Source organism: Novosphingobium aquiterrae, assembly GCF_042434435.1.
GTDB lineage: Bacteria > Pseudomonadota > Alphaproteobacteria > Sphingomonadales > Sphingomonadaceae > Novosphingobium > Novosphingobium aquiterrae.
Genome location: NZ_JBHLTL010000001.1, coordinates 926,527 through 944,312, shown reverse-complemented (window position 1 = coordinate 944,312; position 17,786 = coordinate 926,527). Strand labels below are relative to the sequence as shown.

Here is a 17,786-nt window from a genome sequence, read left to right as displayed (position 1 = left end):
GAGCCATGGACATAGACTCTCCCGACCGCGGTACGCCGCAGCGACCGGATGGCCGCCCGATCGCACTGCCGCGCCATGCGCAGACCGGCACGGCGGCCGTTGGCGGCGTTGCCTGGTCCTATATCCTACTGGCAGCCGCCTGGATGGCCGACTTCCGCTCGGCCGGGGAAGGCCAGGCCGTCGCGATCCAGGCGGTCTTTCTTTCGGTCTACCTGTTCGCCCTGATCATCTTCGCCACCGCGCGCATTGGCGGTCCGGCGCGGATCGAGGGCCTGAACGGGTTGATCGTGCTGGGCGGCCTCTACCTGACTGTCGGGTTCCTGTCGGGCTTTGTACGCAGCGATTCGTTCTATCAATTGCTGCGCAACGGGGTCGGTGTTTTCGTCTACCTCAGCGCGGCCTGGGCTACCGCCAAGGTGGCGATCGAGGCCGATCCGGCACGGCTGCGAAGGACGCTGTCGTGGCTGTGCCTGCCCTATGCGCTGGCGGCCTTTGTCATCTTCAATGCAACGTCCGGCGGAATCGACTTTTCGCGGGTGCGTTATCAGATCATCGGCTCGTCGAGCATGGCGGCACTGGGCTTGTTTGTCACGCTTGCGATATTCCGGTTATCCGCCGTGCAGATTTTCACGCTGATCGCCAATTTTGGCATCCTGCTTGTTTCGGTGACCCGAACCTTCCTGATCGTACTGGTCGCGCAAGGCGCAGTGATGCTGACGGGCCTTCGCCACATCGTCAGCCGCCGCCTGATGGTTGCCCTGACCGGCATGATCGGCATGGCTGCGGGCGCGGTGATCTTTGCCGGTGACCAGCTCGCCCGCTGGCAGGCCCGTCTTGGCGGCGCCGGCGGCAGCGAGACGGTGCGCGACCAGACCTATTTCACCCGGTTGTCCGAATGGCAATTCATGCTGGGCAGCTGGACCAGTTCGATCAAGAACGTTCTGTTCGGATCTGGCTTCGCCGCGCGGACCCGGTACTTCGAGACCAAGGAACTTGGCGGGGGCGAGCAATTCATGATCGGCTTCGGCCACAACCAGCACATTTCCATGCTGTTCAACGGCGGGATCGTCGGTGGTCTCCCGCTGCTTCTGCTGATGCTGTGGTTCGGTGTGCTGGCGATCCGCTTCCTGCGCAATGCGGCGCGTGCCGGCAAGCCCGACAGCGACGTGATCTTCCTGGGGGCCTGGGGCGCGACGATCATCATCGGGTTCCTGGTTTCCGATGTATTCGCGGCCAGCTTCATCCTGCGCGGCGAGGCGCTGTGGTATGGCATTGGGACAGGCTTGCTGTTGGGCGTCCAGGCACGGTTCGATCCCGCCAACGCACACCTCTATGCGCCGCGCCGCCCAGCCGTGCCAGCGGAGGCACGCTGAACGATGACCGGGCAGCGCCCGCTGCAGGGCATGCGCATCGGCCTGCTCACCGCATCGGCGTCGCGCGCGGGTGCCGGTGTGTTCGAGGCTGTGCTGCAGCAAGCTGCGATGATCCGCGCGCTGGGCGGCGAGGCGCTGATTTTTGCATTGCACGACGCCTACAGCGATACCGATGCCGTACGCTTCGTGCCCAGCACCGTAGCTACCTTTCCGGTCTCCGGACCGCGCCAGTTCGGCTATGCCCCTGGCCTGGTCAAGGCGCTGATCGATGCGGAGCTCGATCTGCTCCATCTGCACGGAATCTGGATGTATCCGTCGCGGGCGGCAACGCAGTGGCGACGTGCCACCAAGCGGCCTTATCTGATCTCGGCGCATGGGATGCTCGATCCCACGACAGTCAATCGCCGGCCCTGGAAGAAGGCGATCGGACGGATCGGGTATGAGCAGGCCAGCTGGCGTGCAGCCGACGCCTTCCACGCGCTCACCAAGCAGGAAGCAGCGAACATACGCGGTCAGGTTGGGAAGGCACGGGTGATCGTGATCCCCAATGCCGCGCCAATGCCGAACGCGGATAACCTGCGTGACATGCCTGCACCGAAATATCTGTTTCTGGGCCGCATCCATGCGCAGAAGAACCTCCGGGCGTTGATGTCCGCCTGGCGGATCGGGGCGATGGATCGCAATGGCGGGCTGCTCATTGCCGGGTGGGGAGATCCGGCGGAAGAGGCACGGGTGCGTGCCGATGCGGACTATCCCGGCTCCGCGGTGCGCCTGCTCGGCCCGGTGCACGGCGCGGAGAAGCAGGCGCTTCTGGCGTCTGCGCGGTTCATGGTGCTGCCCTCGCTTGGCGAAGCCATGCCGATGAGCATATTGGAAGGCTGGGCTGCAGGTTTACCCGCGATAATCAGCACCCAGTCGAATCTGCCCGAAGGCATCGCCGCCGGGGCGGCACTGGCCTGCGAAACCGATCCGGCGTCGATCGCGGCTGCCCTGCGTCAGGCGGCGGCGATGAATGACGATGAATGGCAGGCGATGTCGCGCGCCGGGGTCGCGCTTGTCGAGGGGCCGTTTTCGGCCCAGACCGTGGCAGCGCAGTGGGCGCGCGCCTATCGCGGAGAAAGCCTGGAATGAGCCTGCTCGAAGCCCGCCACACCCGGCCGCTGGAAGGCGGGGCCAGTTTTTCGCTGGGCAACCGGCTGACCCGGCTGGCTTGGGGCGCGGCCTGGCTGCTGCTGTGCCGTTTTACCCCGCCCCCGCTGCATGGCTGGCGCCGGCTGGTTCTGCGCCTGTTCGGGGCGCAGCTTGGTCCCGGGTCGCGGGTCCATGGCAGCGCCAGGATCTGGCTGCCGTCCAACCTGGAACTTGGCGCGCAGGCATTGATCGGGCCGGGCGCGCGAATCTACAATCAGGGACGCATCAGCGTGGGCGCGCGCACTGTCATCTCGCAGCGCGCGTACCTCTGCGCGTCCAGCCATGATCTGGCCGATCCGCATTTCCAGCTGGTGCTGCGGCCGATAACCATCGGCGCGGGTTGCTGGGTTGCAGCCGAAGCATTTGTCGGCCCCGGCGTCATCATGCACGATCGCGCAGTCCTTGGCGCGCGCGGCGTGCTGCTGGGCGATGCCGAGGCAGACGGAGTCTATTCGGGCAATCCCGCGGTCAGGATCAAGCAGCGGGTCATGCGCGCGGGCTAAGCTGCACGGTCGAGCCGGACGTCGGCAATCCGCACATTGCCCGCCCCCGGCTTGATGGCAAAGCCGATCCACCGCGCCGGACAGGCGCGGTCCATGGTCACCGTCACCGCCCAGCGCCGGCTGGCCGCATCGCGGCTCGGTGCGATCGCCTCGCTGCCGGCCGGGGCACAATTGAACTGCGCCATGACCTGGTTTCCGGATTCGGCGTCGCTCTGCCAGGAAAGCCGGTATCTGCCCTGCGGCAGCAGAACCAGCTGGCGCAGCACCTGCCGCTGCTGGGAGGCGGAACTGTCGATCACCAACTGGTGTGCCGGCGGATTGGCGGCGGGTTCAATCACCACACTGACATCGCTCTGGCCGATGAAGGTCCAGGCAAATTCGCTTTCCGACTGATCCAGCGAGGCCGCGGAGAAGCTGCCATCGTAAAGCAGGCCAGCAGCGGCGACCGGACAATGGCCGCGCCACAGCCGAGCTGCATCCTCGATCGCGCCTTGTGCGATCAGGCGCGATACCGGTGCACCGATGGGCGTACAGCCCACCTGCCGCCCGCTGGCGGCGAGCGTTGTCAACACGGCATAGCGCTGGGCCAGGCGGTCAGCAGGCAAGTCGGCGACCTGCATCGCATAGTCGCGCAGCCACGGCGGATTGGCCGCCAGCCGTTCGGCCAGGGCCGCGCGGCCAGGCGCGCTACGCTCGAACGGATCGAACAGGCGGCGGTCGTTCAGCGTCGCGGGGTTCTGCCGCGCCAGCGCATCGAGCCGCATTGCGGCAATGCGATAGTCCCCGATATCGAGTGCGCGGGCCATCATGTAGAGCTGGGTATAGGGTACCCGCCAGCCCAGCTGCGCTGCGATGCGGAACGCGCGATCGGCGCCGCCGGGATCCCCGCCGGATAGCAGCGCCGCGCCCAGCAGCGCGGTGCTGGCCGGATCGAGCGGCGCGTCGCGAACAGCGGACTCGCCCAATTGCAGGGCCTGCGCGGTATTGCCCGTACCCAGCGCGGCGCGTCCGCCGCTGCGCAGCGCTTCCGATGCCAGCAGACGCGGTACCTTCTTTGCCAAATCGGGCTGCGTTTCGCTGGCCCGGTCGATCCCGCTGAATAGGGCCAGCGCGGCATAGCTGGCGAAGGCGAGCACCAGCAGAGGCCCGGCTACCGTTCGTCGCAGCGGTGGCGCGGTGCCGGGCACCGGATCAGGAGCCTTTGGTGTCAGGTTCGTACTGGTAGTAGTCGTACCCGTAATATTCCGAATAGCGATTGCCCGCCTTTGTCGGATTGAACTTGGTCAGCACGGCGCCAAGCATGACCGGCCGCATGGCGCGCAGGCGGCGCAGCGAGGTCTTGAGCGAACCGCGCCGATTGCGGTCGGCCTCGACCACAAAGACCACCCCATCGACCAATGCCGACATCAATGGCGAATCGGCCAGGCCCAAAATCGGCGGACTGTCGATCACGATGACGTCATAGGCCGCCTTGGCCTCTTCGAGAATCTGTTCGATCCGAGCGGTGGAAAGCAGTTCGGTCGGGCTGGGCGGAACGGGACCCGCCGGCAGGTAGGTCAGATTATCGGCCCCCGACGCCACAATGGCGCTGGACAGCGGGTCGTGGGACGTCAGCAGGGTGGAAAGACCCTTGTCGACGTCGATCCCGACACGCCGTGCCAGGGCCGGGCGACGCATGTCGGCATCGATCAGCAGCACGCGCTTGCCCATCCGGGCGAAGCCGGCGGCGATTGCATGGCTGCTGGTGGTCTTGCCTTCCGCCGGTTGGGCGCTGGTCACCAGCATAAGCCGTGGCAAGCCTTCGCTGGTCGAATAGAGCAAGGAACCGCGCAACGAATTGTAGGCTTCGGACATCGGCGACTTGGGATCGGCCAGCTCCTGGCCGGGATCGCCGGCCTGATCCTTGGGCACAACGCCCAGCAGCGGCAGCCCCAGCTTGGCCTCAACGTCTTCGGGGACGCGGATCGAATCGTCGAACTGATCGCGTACGAACATCGTCAGGCCCGCCAGGCCTGCGCCGAGCACCAGCCCGATCAGCAGGTTCTTGAGCAGGTTTGGCGAAGAGGGGCTGGACGGCGTTTCCGCACGGTCGATGATGTTGACGTTGCTCAGGCTGACCCCGGCCACCGCGTTAAGCGTCTTGTAGCGTTCAAGCAGGCCATCATAGAGTTGACGGTTGGTCTCTGCCTCGCGGTTGAGCAGGCCATATTGCACCGTCTTGTCCTGCTCCGACAGGGTTGCGCCCTTGAGCTGACTTACCTGCGCCGTCAGCTGCCGCTCGGCCGACAGCGCCGACTGGTATTCGCTGCGCACGGCATTGCGGACATTCTGTGCTGCCTGGCCCAGCTGCTGGGTGATCGCTGCCAGTTCGGATTCGCGGGCCCGGACCGAAGGATAGTCTGACAGGTGTGTCGCCCGGTCCTGATCGAGCGCCGCCTGCAATTCGGCCCGGCGCGAAATCAACGCCGAAACCGACGGGTTCGCGATCACTTCGGTCGATGCCAGCAGCGGGACCTTCTCGACAGAGCGCCAGCGCGATTCGGCCTGGATGCGCCGCGCGGTGGCATCGTTTGCGGCGGCGTTCAGTTGAATCAGACTGGCCGAAGTAACCGATGATCCTTGCGGAGCGCCGCTATCGGTCGAGCCGGAACTGGCGGCCTGGGTTCGGATCAGGCCGGCAGAGCGGGCATAGTCGTTCAGCGCACGCTCCGATGCTTCGAGTTTCTGTCGGCTCTCGTCAAGCTGCTGGGACAGGAATGTCCGTGCGTAGGACGAACTGTCGAACTTGCGTTGCAGGTTCGACTGGATGAATTCGCTCGCATAGGCGTTGGCAACTTGCGCGGCTGTCGTCTTGTCGGTGCTGCGAAAGCCGATCGTGACAATGCGCGAATCGCGCGGAAGATCGACGGTCAGACCGCTCATCAGCAGGCCGACCGCCTGGTTCCGCTGGATCTCGGCGGATGTCCCCGCAGGCGGGGGTTCCGCGCCCTGGGCCTTGAAGAAATTCGGATTGCCGATGATCTTCAGGCTTTGCGCCACGCGCAGCGCAAGTCCGCGGCTGCGCAGGATATCGGTCTGGGTATTCAGAAAGCGATCGGTATCCCAGCTGTTGCCGCCGGTCATGTCGCTGCTGTCGTCCTTGTCGCCAAGAACCCGTGCGCTCTGATCGTTGATCTGGATCGTGGAATAGGTCGTGTAGCGCGGGGTTTGCAGCAGGGTCACGACCAGCGCCAGAGTCATCGCCGTGGCAATCACCCCCAGGATCAGCCACAGGTGGCTACGCACCAGCGAGACGAAATAGCGGATGTCGATATTCGAACGCGGCGGCCCGAACAGGGCAGCGCCATCGCCTGGCTGGCCCAGGCCCAGTCCGTGATGATGGCTGTCGATAAGCACGGGGTTGGACAAGGCAGCGGACCTCAGCGGAAAATGTAGAACAGGTTGAAGGCAGGTGCCGCCTGGAGGAATTCCTTCCAGGCGCCCTTCAGGGCGGAATGCCCGACGACTACGGTGTCGCCGGCCAGGATCTGCGGATCCGGTGCATTCCCACGGCGGATGTCGGCAAGGTTGAAGCGTGCGCCAGAGCGCTGGCCGTTGATCAGGCGGAAGACCATGACTTCATTCAGCTTGGCCAGGTCGTTGGGGCTCTTTGCCTGGGCAATCGCAGCCAGCAGGGTGGTGGTGGGGGTCGCTTCGAAGATGCCCGGTTCGCGAACATCGCCTTCGACCGCAAAGGTGGTCTTGTTGCGTTCGGTAACGATCACCGCGACTTGCGGGTTGCGGATGAACCGCGATCCCAGGCGCCGCACCAGCTCGTCACGCAGCGCGCCGGGGCGCAGGCCGGCGGCAGGAATTTCGCCGGCCAGCGGAACCTGGATATTGCCGCTGCCGTCCACCCGATAGAGGTCCGAGGTCAGTTCCGGTTCGCCCAGCACGCGGATTGCCAGGCGATCGCCAATGCGCAGCACTTCTTCCTCGGCGGCGGCTTCGGCGCGGATAGGGAAGATCTTCTCGGCCTCTGCGCCGGTGGGCAGCGTATTGCGGCCGGCATGTTCGCACCCAGAAAGGACCAAAGCAGCCAGCGCTGCGGCAAGGGCAGCCTTGTTCTTCATCGCGTGTCTTCCAAACTTGCGGATTGATCCTGCCGGACCCGGGCAACCCGCAGCGGCATCACGATTCCCGCGCATGCCGCCGCTGCCAGCGCTATAGACATGGATCGCAGCGGATAATCAACCAGCGAGTGCAGGGCCAGGACCAGCAGCGACATGCCGCCCACGACCGCCAGCGCGCGCGATCCGGTCGGCGGATCGCGCCGGGCTTGCCACAGTGTTCGGCCCAGGGCCGCCGCGACGATCGACAGGGCGACGATGCCGGCCAGGCCTGCCTCGACCAGCAGCTCCAGATAGTCGTTGTGGGCGCGATTGGGTACCGCTGCCTGGACCACCTCAAGGCGCTCTCCGGCCAGCAGGGCGGGAACGAAGTTGCCCATGCCGACGCCGACCGGAAAGTAATCCCTGGCCGCAAAAAGGCTGTCGGCCCACAGGTCCGGGCGTTGCTCGCCCGTGATGGCGAAGCGTGCCCCGACACGGCCGAGCATGTCGTCGCGGCTCAGGGCGAGGATTCCGACCAGCCCGATCCCGGCCGCGATTGCCAGCCCGGCTGCAAGCGTCCGCCCCGACCAGGCCAGCCATGGCCTCAGTAGAAGGACATTGGCAAGCGCGGCCACCGGTAGCAGGGCAATTCCCATGCGCGAGGCGGTGAGCACGACGCCGAGTCCGAGAAACAGCGTCACGGCAAGACCCAGGCTGAGAACAACACCGCTCCGATTGGGCAGCCGGCCCTTGCCGAGCGCGCTTTCCCTGATCCACGCGGTCGCGGCGATCATCCCCAGCAAAAGCACATCGGCGGTGCTGTTGTGATTGGCCTGAAACCCTTCGAGGAAGATGGTCCCGGCACCATAGAGGCGCAGTGCGCTGTCCGGTCCGCCCGATATCTGCGCGGCGCCAAGGACCATTGTGGCAAGAGCGCCCACGGCGATCGTCGCTATCAAACGGGCGCGGCCGAGGCGATCGGCAGTGCTTGCCATGACCAGCATGATCACCGCAGGGATCACCGCCAAGAGAGCGGCCAGGGTGCGCTGCGGCGAAAGCGAAAGGGGCCGCCAATTCTGCGCGCTGCCGACCAGGTCCAGTGCGTCCCGGGCATTGCCCCGACCCGGCAGTGCCTGCCACAGCAAAGGCGGGAGCGGGACGAGCTGGACTAATGGCAGGACCAGCAAGACAGCGCCAATGACCAGGGCTGGCCGTGCAATTCCAGTGAAGACCGGCCTAGGTTGAAGCCACCACCAGGCCAAGGCAAGCGCCGCCACGGCGATTTGCAAGGCAATTTCGGGCAAGGGCGCGGGCGAACCGCCGCCGCCCAGGATCAGCGCCAGACCCAGCACGCCGGCCGGAAGCCAGTCAGCGATCTTGAGGCGGAGAGATTGACCTGTGTTCATCGCAGCTGCCGAATCTCCGTGCAGATCTTGGCGCGTTGGGCACAGTGGGCGGAATTCGCCACGATGCAAGATGACCGATCCGGATGCGCACTGCCCAACGAAAAAGCCCACGGAATCATCCGCGGGCCATTCCGTCAAACCGGCGCTTGAATGCGCTCAGCCCTTTGAGCTCTTGCCCAGCGCTACCGCGAGACCGGCTGCGCCAACCCCGCCGATCAGCACAGGCAAGATCGCGCCAGAACCACCGCCGCTTGTCGCTGCGGCGGAAACCGGACCGCCAACACCGGGATTGCTGCCAGCCGCGGCTGCAGCCAGCGGTGCACCATCGCAGGTGCGGTCACGTAGCAAAGCGCGCACGATGTCTTCAGCCGAACCGTTCGATGCGGCTGCACCGGTCGTCACGATGCAGACGCAGCCACCATTGTCGAGAACCTGACGCGTCACATCAGCCGTTCCTGCGGCGCCGCTGCGAATCACATCGACGCGGCACTTGTCGGAACCGCCGCCCTGACCTGCACCCATCAGTGCGGATGCACCGGGAATTGCATCGATCGCGCGGGTTTCCGCCGCACCGGCAACGCCGGCGCCAATCAGACTAACCGCAGCGAGGGCTGCAAAGATCTGGGTGCTCAAAGGACAAACTCCAACCTATTTCGCAGGTGCAATATCACAAGGGTTAACCCTTAGTCCAGCTTGTAATACCTTCATAATATGAAAGTTCCGAGACTTGTCATAAACCGCGCACGGCCTGTCCTCTGCGGTCAAAAAGCCCGTTCGTGGATCACCACAGTGACAGTGCCCGCGATGATCGCGATGTCCCGCCACAGCGACCAGCCATCAACATATTCCAGGTCGGCGTCGAGGCGCTCCTGCAGATCCTCTTCTGCTTCGGTCGCGCCGCGCAGGCCGCGGATTTGCGCCAGCCCCGTCAGGCCCGGCTTGAGCGCGTGGCGCTGCCAATAACGCCCGTCGACTTCCCAGAACAGCTTGTCACCGGCCTGTGATCCCAGAGCGTGCGGGCGCGGCCCGACCATCGACATCTGTCCGATCAGCACGTTGAACAGCTGCGGCAGCTCGTCGATGCTGGTCCGGCGGATAAGGCGGCCGACCCGGGTGATGCGGGCATCGTTCCGGCTGGCTGACTGGGCGCCATGTCCGTCATTGGCGACATTCGCCATCGAGCGGAACTTGACGATGTCGAAGAAGCGGTTGCCGCGGCCGACGCGCCGCTGGATGAACAGGACCGGGCTGCCGTCTTCGACCAGGATCGCAATGGCGACAAGCAGCAGCAATGGCGACAAGACGATCAGGCCCGTTCCGGCAACGATGATGTCGAACAGGCGTTTCGTTGCCCGCGCGCGAAGCCCCAACGGGCCAACCGAAATCCGCAGCCAGCCATGACCGCCAGCAATGCGGGCGCCGTGCGCGCCCAGTTCGGCTACCGAATCTTCCAGCACCTCGCCCGACACGTTCGCACCGCGCAGGATCGTCGTCCAGGCAGAGCGGCGCTCCGCAGCGCAACTCACCACCACGCGGTCCGCTGCCTGAAGCAGCAGACCGATGCGGTGCAGCGCATGCGGATCATCCAGCGCGGGGCGCAGGCCCAAAGCCTGTGCATCGACTTGCCACGCGCCGCCAAGCTGCACGTCCGGCCCTCCGTCCACAATCAGCAGTTCGCTGAGAACCCGCGGGCCGCAGCGCCAGCGGACGAAATCACGCATCTGCGTCCGGACCCATAGCAGGGCAAGGAGCGACAGGACGATGCCCAGAGAAAACAGGATGCGTGAGAATTCGTGGCTCGATTTCGTGTAGAACGCGATGAACACGACGGCTGCCGCCGAAATCAGCAGCGCCAGCGCGGCGCGCAGACCGCCGTGCTGGGCCGATTCCAGGGCGCGCATCGAATAGGCACCGTTATATAACGCGATTGTCAGGAAAACCGGCATCACTAGCTGCGATAACAGGCTGGCTTGGGTTATCCCGACCGCGCCGAGATAGAGGTACCCTGCCGCGACGAATCCGACGTACAGCGCGGCAAGATCGCCGCAGATCAAGGCGAGATAGCACTGCAACCGCCGCTGCACGAGCGAGCGAAAGCGTGGCCCGCCTTCGTCCGCAGGGTCGAGATACCCACGCGTCACAACGGCTTGCATGCCGCCGGGCGCGCCCGCAGTCATGCAGTGTCCTTCGAAAGACTTGTCATTGCGACCGACTTTGCCTTCTTGTGGCCAGCCCCGATTCCCGGTTGCGGAAAATGCGTAGCCGATCAGCGCGATAGCGCAATGCTTAATGGTCGAAGCGACGATCAGTCGCGGCGCGCCGGTCCGCCGGGACGCGAAGCGGCAGCGCGGGCAATGTCGGCCAAACCCTGCGCTAGCAGCAGCTCGGCATTCTGGCTGTTGGTGAGAAGCTGCCGGTGCAGATCGACCAGCCGATCGACCAGCCGGGTCAGCTTGCGTCCGCGCCAGACCTTGAGCTGGGTGATGAGATCGCGCTTGTCCTTCCAGAACACCCGGCGCGCGGCGGCTTCGGCATCGACGAGCTCAACCGGATTGCCGCGCGGCCCCAGCTTGCCGGCCAGCTGGACCAGCTGTGCGGCGCGGCGCTCGAACGCCAGCAGCAGCCCAACGGGATTGAGCCCCAGTTCGCGCATCCGGCGGAGTTCGGCGGCGAGCTTGGCGGCTTCGCCCGACAGCACGACATTGACCAGGCTCATGAACCCGTCATCGTCGGTGCGCGCGCCGATTGCTTCGAGCGCGGCGCTGTCGGCGGTTTTCGGCGCTTCCTTGCTGGCATCGAGGTACAGTGCAAGCTTGGTCACTTCGGACTGGGCCAGCCGACTGTCGAGCGCGACAGCGCGGGCGATCCGCTCGGCCAGGTCGCCCGACAGCCGCACCCCGGCGGCATCGCCCATGCCGCGCACGGTCTCGGTCATGCTGCGCAGGTCAGGCGGATAGAACATCGCCACCAGTGCGTCGGGTCGATTTGCCAGCAGCTTGGCGGTGCGCGCCTTGTCGGTGGCCGCGGTTGCGACGATCAGGACCGGGCAGGCCTCGGCCTCACCCGCCAGCAAGTTCTCGACCGCGTCGTGAACCTCGTCGCCGCTGGCGCGAACCCAGATGTGCCTGGCATCGCCGAACAGCGAGGTCGAGCGAGCTTCGTCGCCCAGCCGGACGGGATCTTTGCGCAGGTCGGCGCCGTTCAGCTCGACCCGCTCACCAGCTTCGGGCAGCAGCCCGGCAATGGTTTCGGCGGCATCCTGCGCCCCGGCATCGTCGGGACCGCAGAAAAAGAACACGCGCGCATCCCGCGCGGCGCGCGATGCCAACCCCTTGAAGTCCTTTTGACTGGCCTTCACGCCGACTGCATCACTGCGCGGATGCCGCGCCCCGCAGCTGCAGGGCAATGCGCGACACAATCCGGTCGGCCACCTCGCGCGAGAGGTTTTCGAGCGCGGTCTGTTCGGCCGCGATGGTCGCATATTCGCTGCTGACCACGTCGATCCCGGCGTCCGATCCGGCGGTCGCGTCAAGCACGATAGCGCCGCTGGTCAAGTCGACCAGCTGATAGCGCGCGCGCAAGGTGCGGCGTTCGCGGGCGATGGTATCGTTGGAGAGCAGGCCCAGTCCCTCAAGCTTGTCGTCAAGCCGGACGTCGAGCCGGTAGCGCGATCCGCCGGATGCGCCGCCATTGCCCAGCCGGTCGACCAGCGCGTTGCGCATCAGCCAGCCGGATTTGCCCTCGATCGGCGGTACCGAGATTCCGGCAAGGCCCTGTGCAACCGCGCCGCTGCCGCCGCCGGCATACATCGGCTTCAGCCCGCAGGCGGCGAGCGTCAGGGGCAGGAGCAGGGCGGCGAGGCGCTTCATGCCACCAGATTCACCAGTCGGTCGGGCACCACGATCACTTTCTTAACAGCCTTGCCATCCAATGCACGCTGCACCTTGTCCGAGGCAAGGGCAAGCGCCTCAAGCTCTTCGCGCGGCAGGCCCTTGGCGACGGTGACGGTGTCGCGCAGCTTGCCCAGCACCTGGATCGCGATGATCACCTCGTCCTCGACCAGCAGGGCAGGGTCGACCGGCGGCCAGGCGGCGTCGGCGATCAGTCCGGCCTCGCCGATCTGGGCCCAGGCTTCTTCGGCCAGGTGCGGCATCATCGGCGCGACCAGTAGCAGCAGGGTGCGGATCGCGGCGGAGCGGCTGGCCGAAGGGGCGGCCTTTTCGATCACTGCGGTCAGTTCATAGATCCGCGCCACCGCCTTGTTGAAGCCCAGCGCGGCAATGTCCTGGCCGACCGCGTGGACGGCCTGGTGGGCCTTGCGATCAACCGCCTTGTCCTCGCCAGCTGCCGATGCGTCGTACTGGCCGAACAGCCGCCACAACCGCTGGACGAAGCGGGCACAGCCTTCGATCCCCGCTTCGGACCACGGCAGGTCGCGCTCGGGCGGGCTGTCCGACAACATGAACCAGCGCACCGCATCGGCACCGTAGTGGGCGATGATGTCGTCGGGATCGACCACGTTCTTCTTCGACTTCGACATCTTGATGACGCGGCCGATTTCGACCGGCTGACCATCGGCCTTGAGCAGGGCGCTGTCGCTGCCACGTTCGATTTCCTCGGGCGCGAAGTAAATCGGCGCGCCATTGCCCGTGTCGGCGCGCGAATAGGTCTCATGCGTCACCATCCCTTGCGTGAACAGGCTGGCGAAGGGTTCCTTGACCTCGATCATGCCGATGTGGGCCAGCGCGCGGGTCCAAAAGCGGGCGTAGAGCAGGTGGAGGATCGCGTGCTCGATCCCGCCGATGTACTGTTCGACCGGCAGCCACTGCTTGATCATCGCCGGATCGAACGGCTTGTCTCCGGGCTGGCTGGCGAAGCGCAGGAAGTACCACGAGCTGTCGACGAAGGTGTCGAGCGTGTCGGTCTCGCGCTGCGCCGGCTGGCCGCACTTGGGGCAGGGGACGTGCTTCCAGGTGGGATGGCGATCGAGCGGGTTGCCCGGGGTCTTGAAGTCGACGTCTTCGGGCAGCACCACCGGCAACTGGTTCTTGGGCACCGGCACCACGCCGCAGTCGGCGCAGTGGATGAACGGAATCGGCGTGCCCCAATAACGCTGGCGCGACACGCCCCAGTCGCGCAGGCGGTACTGCGTTTCCGCCTCGCCCCAGCCGTCGTGCGCCGCCTTGGCGATGATATCGGCCTTGGCCTGGTCGACGGTCATCCCGTCGAGCCACTCGGAATTCACGATCCGACCCGGCCCGGTATAGGCCTCGTCGCCGCGGAACACGGCATCGGTCTCGTCGCCTTCGGCGACCACGCGGGTCACCGGCAGGTCGTACTTGCGGGCAAAATCGAGGTCGCGCTGGTCGTGCGCCGGGCAGCCGAATACCGCGCCGGTGCCGTAGTCCATCAGCACGAAATTGGCGACGTAGACCGGCAGGTGCCACGCCTTCTTCAGCGGGTGCTCCACCGAATAACCGGTGTTGAAGCCCTTCTTTTCAGCCGTTTCCAGCTCGGCCGCGGTGGTCCCGCCGCGCTTGCAGTCGGCGATAAAGGCCTGCAGTTCGGGCAGATTTGCGGCCATTTTCTGGGCGAAGGGATGATCCGCCGCGATTGCCACGAAGCTCGCACCGAACAGCGTGTCGGGCCGCGTGGTATAGACCGCGATCCCGTCGCTGCTGTCGACGAAGTTGAAAGTGCAGCGCAGCCCCTGCGACTTGCCGATCCAGTTTTCCTGCATCAGCCGGACCTTTTCGGGCCAGGTGTCGAGGCGGCCCAGCCCTTCGATCAGTTCATCGGCGAACTGGGTGATCTTGAGGAACCACTGGCTGAGCTTGCGCTTTTCGACCAGCGCGCCGCTGCGCCAGCCGCGCCCGTCGATCACCTGCTCGTTGGCCAGCACGGTCATGTCGACCGGGTCCCAGTTGACCGCCGATTCCTTGCGGTAGACCAGGCCGGCCTTGTACAGGTCGAGGAACAGCGCCTGCTCCTGGCCGTAATAGTCCGGCTTGCAGGTGGCGAGTTCGCGGCTCCAGTCGAGCGCGAAGCCGAGCCGCTTGAGCTGGGCTTTCATCGTCTCGATATTCTGCAACGTCCAGCTTCCGGGGTGGACACCCTTTTCCATCGCCGCGTTTTCGGCCGGCATGCCGAAGGCGTCCCAGCCCATCGGGTGGAGCACTTCGAAGCCCTGCATCCGCTTGGTCCGGGCCAGCACGTCGCCCATGGTGTAATTGCGCACGTGACCGATGTGGATGCGCCCCGAGGGATAGGGGAACATCTCGAGGATGAAGCTCTTCGGCTTGGGGCTGGCATCGTCGGCGCGGAACGACTGGCGCGCGTCCCACTCCGCCTGCCAGCGCGGATCGGCGGCGGCGGGATTGAAACGGACGGGTTCGGAAGGGCTGTCGGTCATGCCCGTCCCTCTAGCTTTTCGGCAGTGCCGCGCAAGCGCGGATCGGGATTTAACTGATCCCGCTGCGGCGCAGGTCGCGGGCCTTGGTCAGGATCACGTCTTCCAGCTTCTGGATGGTTGCGGCCTGAACCGGGGCATCGACCCACGTCCCGGCCTGGTTGACCTGGCGGCTGGCGGCAACGCGCAGCGCATCGGCGCGCAGGTCCTGGTCGAGGATTGTGACCGTGACCTTCATCCGCTCGTTCGGGTTGTTGGGGTTGGCGTACCAGTCGGTGACGATCACCCCGCCGTTGCTGTCGGTCTGGAGCAGCGGCATGAAGCTTAGCGCTTCAAGGCTGGCGCGCCACAGATAGGAATTGACCCCGATCGTGGTGATCTTCGATGCGGCCAGATCGGCCTTGGGACGATCCTTCTTGCCGCAGCTGACCAGGGCCAGTGCGGTCATCGCGACAAGGCCTGCGCGCCCGATACGAGAGAAAGTGGTGGGGGTGCTGCCGTTCATCGTCGTTCCAGGTCCTGTATCAAGGGCGTCCATGCCGAGCGGGAAGCCCGCGCCGCCCGCAGCCTCTATAACCGAGGCGGCGGGGGCGGCAAGCCTGCTTTGCCCAGCCACAGTTCAGGCGGCTTAAGGCCGCCGGGGCGGTGAACCCGGCGTGAATGGGCCGCGCCTGGTTAAGCCGCAATTCACCGCTCCACCGCCATCAGGATCGCCGACATCCCAAGTTAGGGCTTGGCATTGCGCCCGAAGGGGCCGAAACTGCATGGTAGCGGGCGCAGAGTCGCCCAGTTGACAAGGGAATTGCGCGGCAATGGCCGAGGCTGGAACAGAGACAAGAAAGCGCAGCGGCACAGCGGCATTGCTGCTGGCGGCGACTGTTGCCCTGCTTGCCTTGCCCAGCGCGGTTCTGGCCTTCTCAAGCCGTCTGGCTTTGCAGCCGATCGATGATTCGGCGGATGCGCAGCTGTTTGGCTTCCGCCCCGCCGACGTCGATCCGCGGCTGGCGCGTTCGATTACGGTACGCGCCCTGTCGAAGGGTCGCACCTTCCGTTTTACGCCGGCGGCGACGCCAACCCGGATGGACCGTTCGCTGACGGTCGCTGTCCGGCTCGATTCGCCGATTGCCCGCCAGATCGTGGTGCGCGGACCGGCCAGGAATGCCGGCGATGCCGCGGCACTGGCCATCGCGCCGACCGCCTACAGCCTCGGCGCGGCGCGCGGGTACAAGACCTTTGCCCAAAGCGGAGCCGGAGCCGAGGCCCGCCGCATCGACATGCCCGATCTGGCCGCATACAGCATTGCCGGCTCGGCCAAGTCGGATCCGTCGCGTTTTGCGCCGCGGGTCGAACTTGACGAACGTACCCGTCCCGGCCGCAGCCCGCGCACCCTGGAAGGTCAGGGTGCAGACCAGACAGTCGATCTGGGCGGCAGTTACCGGCTCAGCCGCAATCTCAACGTGACCGCCGGGGTACGCTATTCGCCCGAGCGCAACCGCGTCGATCCGCTGGTCGATGGCAAGCAGGACAACCAGGCGGTCTACGTCGGTACCCAGATCCGCTTCTAGGTCGCTGGGCCGCTATTTCCTTTACGTATGCAATGCGCTTGCCCGTCTAGGGCAGCCTGCCTAGTCTTTTCCCGAGAATCACAAAACTCGGGAAAGGATTGCTGATGGCGCGTGTGGCTATCGTGACGGGCGGGACCCGCGGGATTGGCGAGGCGATCTGTCTGCGCTTGCAGAGGCAGGGCCATCAGGTCATCGCCAATTATGGCGGCAATGACGAAAAGGCCCGCGCCTTTACCGACAGGACCGGCATTCCGTCCATCCGCTGGGACGTCGGCGATCACGAGGCCTGCATACACAATTGCAACGACATTGCCGCCGAATATGGTCCTATCGACATCGTCATCAACAACGCCGGGGTGACTCGCGACGGCGTGCTCCACAAGATGAGCTTCGATGACTGGAACGAGGTCATGCGGATCAACCTGGGCGGCTGCTTCAACATGGCCAAGGCGACCTTTCCGGGCATGCGCGAACGCGGCTGGGGACGGATCGTCAACATCGGTTCGATCAATGGCCAGGCCGGGCAATACGGCCAGGTCAACTATGCCGCGGCCAAGTCGGGCATCCACGGCTTCACCAAAGCGCTGGCCCAGGAAGGGGCGAAGTACGGGGTCACCGTCAACGCCATCGCTCCGGGTTATATCGATACCGACATGGTCGCCGCGGTGCCCGCCCCGGTGCTGGAAAAGATCGTCGCCAAGATCCCGGTCGGCCGCCTCGGCCAGGCCGAGGAAATCGCCCGCGGGGTGGCCTTCCTGACCAGCGACAATGGCGGTTTCGTGACCGGTTCGACGATGAGCATCAACGGTGGTCAGCACATGTACTGATGGACCGAGGCGAATAGCGCAGGCGTTCCGAAGGAACGGCAAGCTATTCGCCTGTGGCGCAGCCACGGTTCATCTCGGCCAGCGGGGCGGCGGACATCAGGCCGCCAAACCCGTCTGACGTCACGGATGCGGCTTTGCCGCAGCCGCTTTGGCGCGCTAGACCCATTTCACCATGACCACCCCCTATCACCCGCCGCGCAAGCGCTCGGTCGAGATCGCCGGCCACAAGACCTCGATCAGCCTCGAGCCACTGTTTTGGGAACTGCTCAAGCAGGCGGCAGCGGTCGAAGGCGTGCCAATCAACGCCCTGGTCGCACGGATCGATGCGGAACGGATCAAGGCCCCGGTCCCGCCCGGCCTCGCCAGCGCGGTGCGGCTGTGGCTGGTGGGGTGGCTGGCTGCGCGGCTGGGCTAGCCAACA

At 65.6% G+C, this 17,786-nt stretch carries 16 protein-coding genes; 6 read left to right on the top strand and 10 right to left on the bottom strand.

Annotation, left to right across the window (positions count from 1 at the left end; all coding sequences use genetic code 11):
- The first annotated feature begins 5 nt into the window (after window positions 1-5).
- Genes ACFFF7_RS04565 through ACFFF7_RS04555 form a run of 3 tightly spaced genes read left to right on the top strand, consistent with a single transcriptional unit; the run spans window position 6 to window position 3,067 of the window.
- A complete protein-coding gene (locus ACFFF7_RS04565; protein WP_379480170.1) occupies window positions 6-1,373 on the top strand; it encodes a hypothetical protein in 1,368 nt (455 codons plus the stop codon).
- Window positions 1,374-1,376: 3 nt separating this feature from the next.
- Complete coding sequence (locus tag ACFFF7_RS04560; protein WP_379480169.1) at window positions 1,377-2,504, top strand: glycosyltransferase; 1,128 nt, start codon at window positions 1,377-1,379, stop codon at window positions 2,502-2,504.
- Entirely contained in the window at window positions 2,501-3,067 is a 567-nt protein-coding gene (locus tag ACFFF7_RS04555; protein WP_379480168.1) for an LbetaH domain-containing protein, read from the top strand. Before ACFFF7_RS04560 ends, ACFFF7_RS04555 begins: the two co-directional genes overlap by 4 nt.
- Here the strand turns inward: ACFFF7_RS04555 and ACFFF7_RS04550 are convergent.
- The 10 genes from ACFFF7_RS04550 to ACFFF7_RS04505 all read right to left on the bottom strand — a co-directional run bounded on the left by ACFFF7_RS04550 (window position 3,064) and on the right by ACFFF7_RS04505 (window position 15,421).
- Window positions 3,064-4,254: a tetratricopeptide repeat protein gene (locus ACFFF7_RS04550; protein WP_379480167.1), complete on the bottom strand. Its 1,191-nt coding sequence runs from the start codon at window positions 4,252-4,254 to the stop codon at window positions 3,064-3,066. The two genes, ACFFF7_RS04555 and ACFFF7_RS04550, sit on opposite strands and share 4 nt — an antisense overlap.
- Window positions 4,255-4,258: 4 nt before the next feature.
- Entirely contained in the window at window positions 4,259-6,475 is a 2,217-nt protein-coding gene (locus ACFFF7_RS04545) for a GumC family protein (protein ID WP_379480166.1), read from the bottom strand.
- An 11-nt stretch (window positions 6,476-6,486) separates the two neighbouring features.
- Window positions 6,487-7,179, bottom strand: a complete 693-nt coding sequence (locus tag ACFFF7_RS04540) for a polysaccharide biosynthesis/export family protein (RefSeq protein WP_379480165.1) — start codon at window positions 7,177-7,179, stop codon at window positions 6,487-6,489.
- Window positions 7,176-8,564 (bottom strand): O-antigen ligase family protein, encoded by a 1,389-nt coding sequence (locus ACFFF7_RS04535; RefSeq protein ID WP_379480164.1) that lies wholly within the window; start codon window positions 8,562-8,564, stop codon window positions 7,176-7,178. Before ACFFF7_RS04535 ends, ACFFF7_RS04540 begins: the two co-directional genes overlap by 4 nt.
- Window positions 8,565-8,720: 156 nt before the next feature.
- Window positions 8,721-9,197, bottom strand: coding sequence for a hypothetical protein (locus ACFFF7_RS04530; RefSeq protein ID WP_379480163.1), 477 nt, complete (start codon window positions 9,195-9,197; stop codon window positions 8,721-8,723).
- Window positions 9,198-9,325: 128 nt separating this feature from the next.
- Window positions 9,326-10,741 (bottom strand): sugar transferase, encoded by a 1,416-nt coding sequence (locus ACFFF7_RS04525; protein WP_379480162.1) that lies wholly within the window; start codon window positions 10,739-10,741, stop codon window positions 9,326-9,328.
- 128 nt (window positions 10,742-10,869) lie between these two features.
- Window positions 10,870-11,922, bottom strand: coding sequence for a DNA polymerase III subunit delta (holA, locus tag ACFFF7_RS04520; RefSeq protein ID WP_379480161.1), 1,053 nt, complete (start codon window positions 11,920-11,922; stop codon window positions 10,870-10,872).
- A gap of 10 nt (window positions 11,923-11,932) precedes the next feature.
- On the bottom strand, window positions 11,933-12,433 hold the full coding sequence (lptE, locus tag ACFFF7_RS04515) for an LPS assembly lipoprotein LptE (protein WP_379480160.1): 501 nt from the start codon (window positions 12,431-12,433) through the stop codon (window positions 11,933-11,935).
- The gene (gene leuS / locus ACFFF7_RS04510; protein ID WP_379480159.1) at window positions 12,430-14,976 is read right to left on the bottom strand and encodes a leucine--tRNA ligase; all 2,547 of its coding nucleotides are present in this window, start codon (window positions 14,974-14,976) and stop codon (window positions 12,430-12,432) included. The genes lptE and leuS overlap by 4 nt, the downstream gene beginning before the upstream one ends.
- Window positions 14,977-15,025: 49 nt before the next feature.
- Window positions 15,026-15,421: a DUF3576 domain-containing protein gene (locus tag ACFFF7_RS04505; protein ID WP_379480464.1), complete on the bottom strand. Its 396-nt coding sequence runs from the start codon at window positions 15,419-15,421 to the stop codon at window positions 15,026-15,028.
- Between the two features lie 364 nt (window positions 15,422-15,785).
- Between ACFFF7_RS04505 and ACFFF7_RS04500 the strand changes: the two genes are divergently transcribed.
- The 3 genes from ACFFF7_RS04500 (at window position 15,786) to ACFFF7_RS04490 (ending at window position 17,780) form a co-directional block, all read left to right on the top strand.
- A complete protein-coding gene (locus tag ACFFF7_RS04500; RefSeq protein WP_379480158.1) occupies window positions 15,786-16,538 on the top strand; it encodes a hypothetical protein in 753 nt (250 codons plus the stop codon).
- Between the two features lie 104 nt (window positions 16,539-16,642).
- Window positions 16,643-17,365, top strand: a complete 723-nt coding sequence (gene phbB, locus ACFFF7_RS04495; protein ID WP_379480157.1) for an acetoacetyl-CoA reductase — start codon at window positions 16,643-16,645, stop codon at window positions 17,363-17,365.
- A 172-nt stretch (window positions 17,366-17,537) separates the two neighbouring features.
- On the top strand, window positions 17,538-17,780 hold the full coding sequence (locus tag ACFFF7_RS04490) for a ribbon-helix-helix domain-containing protein (RefSeq protein WP_379480156.1): 243 nt from the start codon (window positions 17,538-17,540) through the stop codon (window positions 17,778-17,780).
- The last annotated feature ends 6 nt before the right edge of the window (window positions 17,781-17,786 follow it).

Bases quoted from the DNA above. Each gene is read 5' to 3' on its own strand.
- ACFFF7_RS04565 (WP_379480170.1), top strand. From the start codon at position 6: ATGGACATAGACTCTCCCGACCGCGGTACGCCGCAGCGACCGGATGGC.
- ACFFF7_RS04560 (WP_379480169.1), top strand. From the start codon at position 1,377: ATGACCGGGCAGCGCCCGCTGCAGGGCATGCGCATCGGCCTGCTCACC.
- ACFFF7_RS04555 (WP_379480168.1), top strand. From the start codon at position 2,501: ATGAGCCTGCTCGAAGCCCGCCACACCCGGCCGCTGGAAGGCGGGGCC.
- ACFFF7_RS04540 (WP_379480165.1), bottom strand. From the start codon at position 7,179: ATGAAGAACAAGGCTGCCCTTGCCGCAGCGCTGGCTGCTTTGGTCCTT.
- ACFFF7_RS04535 (WP_379480164.1), bottom strand. From the start codon at position 8,564: ATGAACACAGGTCAATCTCTCCGCCTCAAGATCGCTGACTGGCTTCCG.
- ACFFF7_RS04525 (WP_379480162.1), bottom strand. From the start codon at position 10,741: ATGACTGCGGGCGCGCCCGGCGGCATGCAAGCCGTTGTGACGCGTGGG.
- lptE (WP_379480160.1), bottom strand. From the start codon at position 12,433: ATGAAGCGCCTCGCCGCCCTGCTCCTGCCCCTGACGCTCGCCGCCTGC.
- leuS (WP_379480159.1), bottom strand. From the start codon at position 14,976: ATGACCGACAGCCCTTCCGAACCCGTCCGTTTCAATCCCGCCGCCGCC.
- ACFFF7_RS04505 (WP_379480464.1), bottom strand. From the start codon at position 15,421: ATGACCGCACTGGCCCTGGTCAGCTGCGGCAAGAAGGATCGTCCCAAG.
- ACFFF7_RS04500 (WP_379480158.1), top strand. From the start codon at position 15,786: ATGGCCGAGGCTGGAACAGAGACAAGAAAGCGCAGCGGCACAGCGGCA.
- phbB (WP_379480157.1), top strand. From the start codon at position 16,643: ATGGCGCGTGTGGCTATCGTGACGGGCGGGACCCGCGGGATTGGCGAG.
- ACFFF7_RS04490 (WP_379480156.1), top strand. From the start codon at position 17,538: ATGACCACCCCCTATCACCCGCCGCGCAAGCGCTCGGTCGAGATCGCC.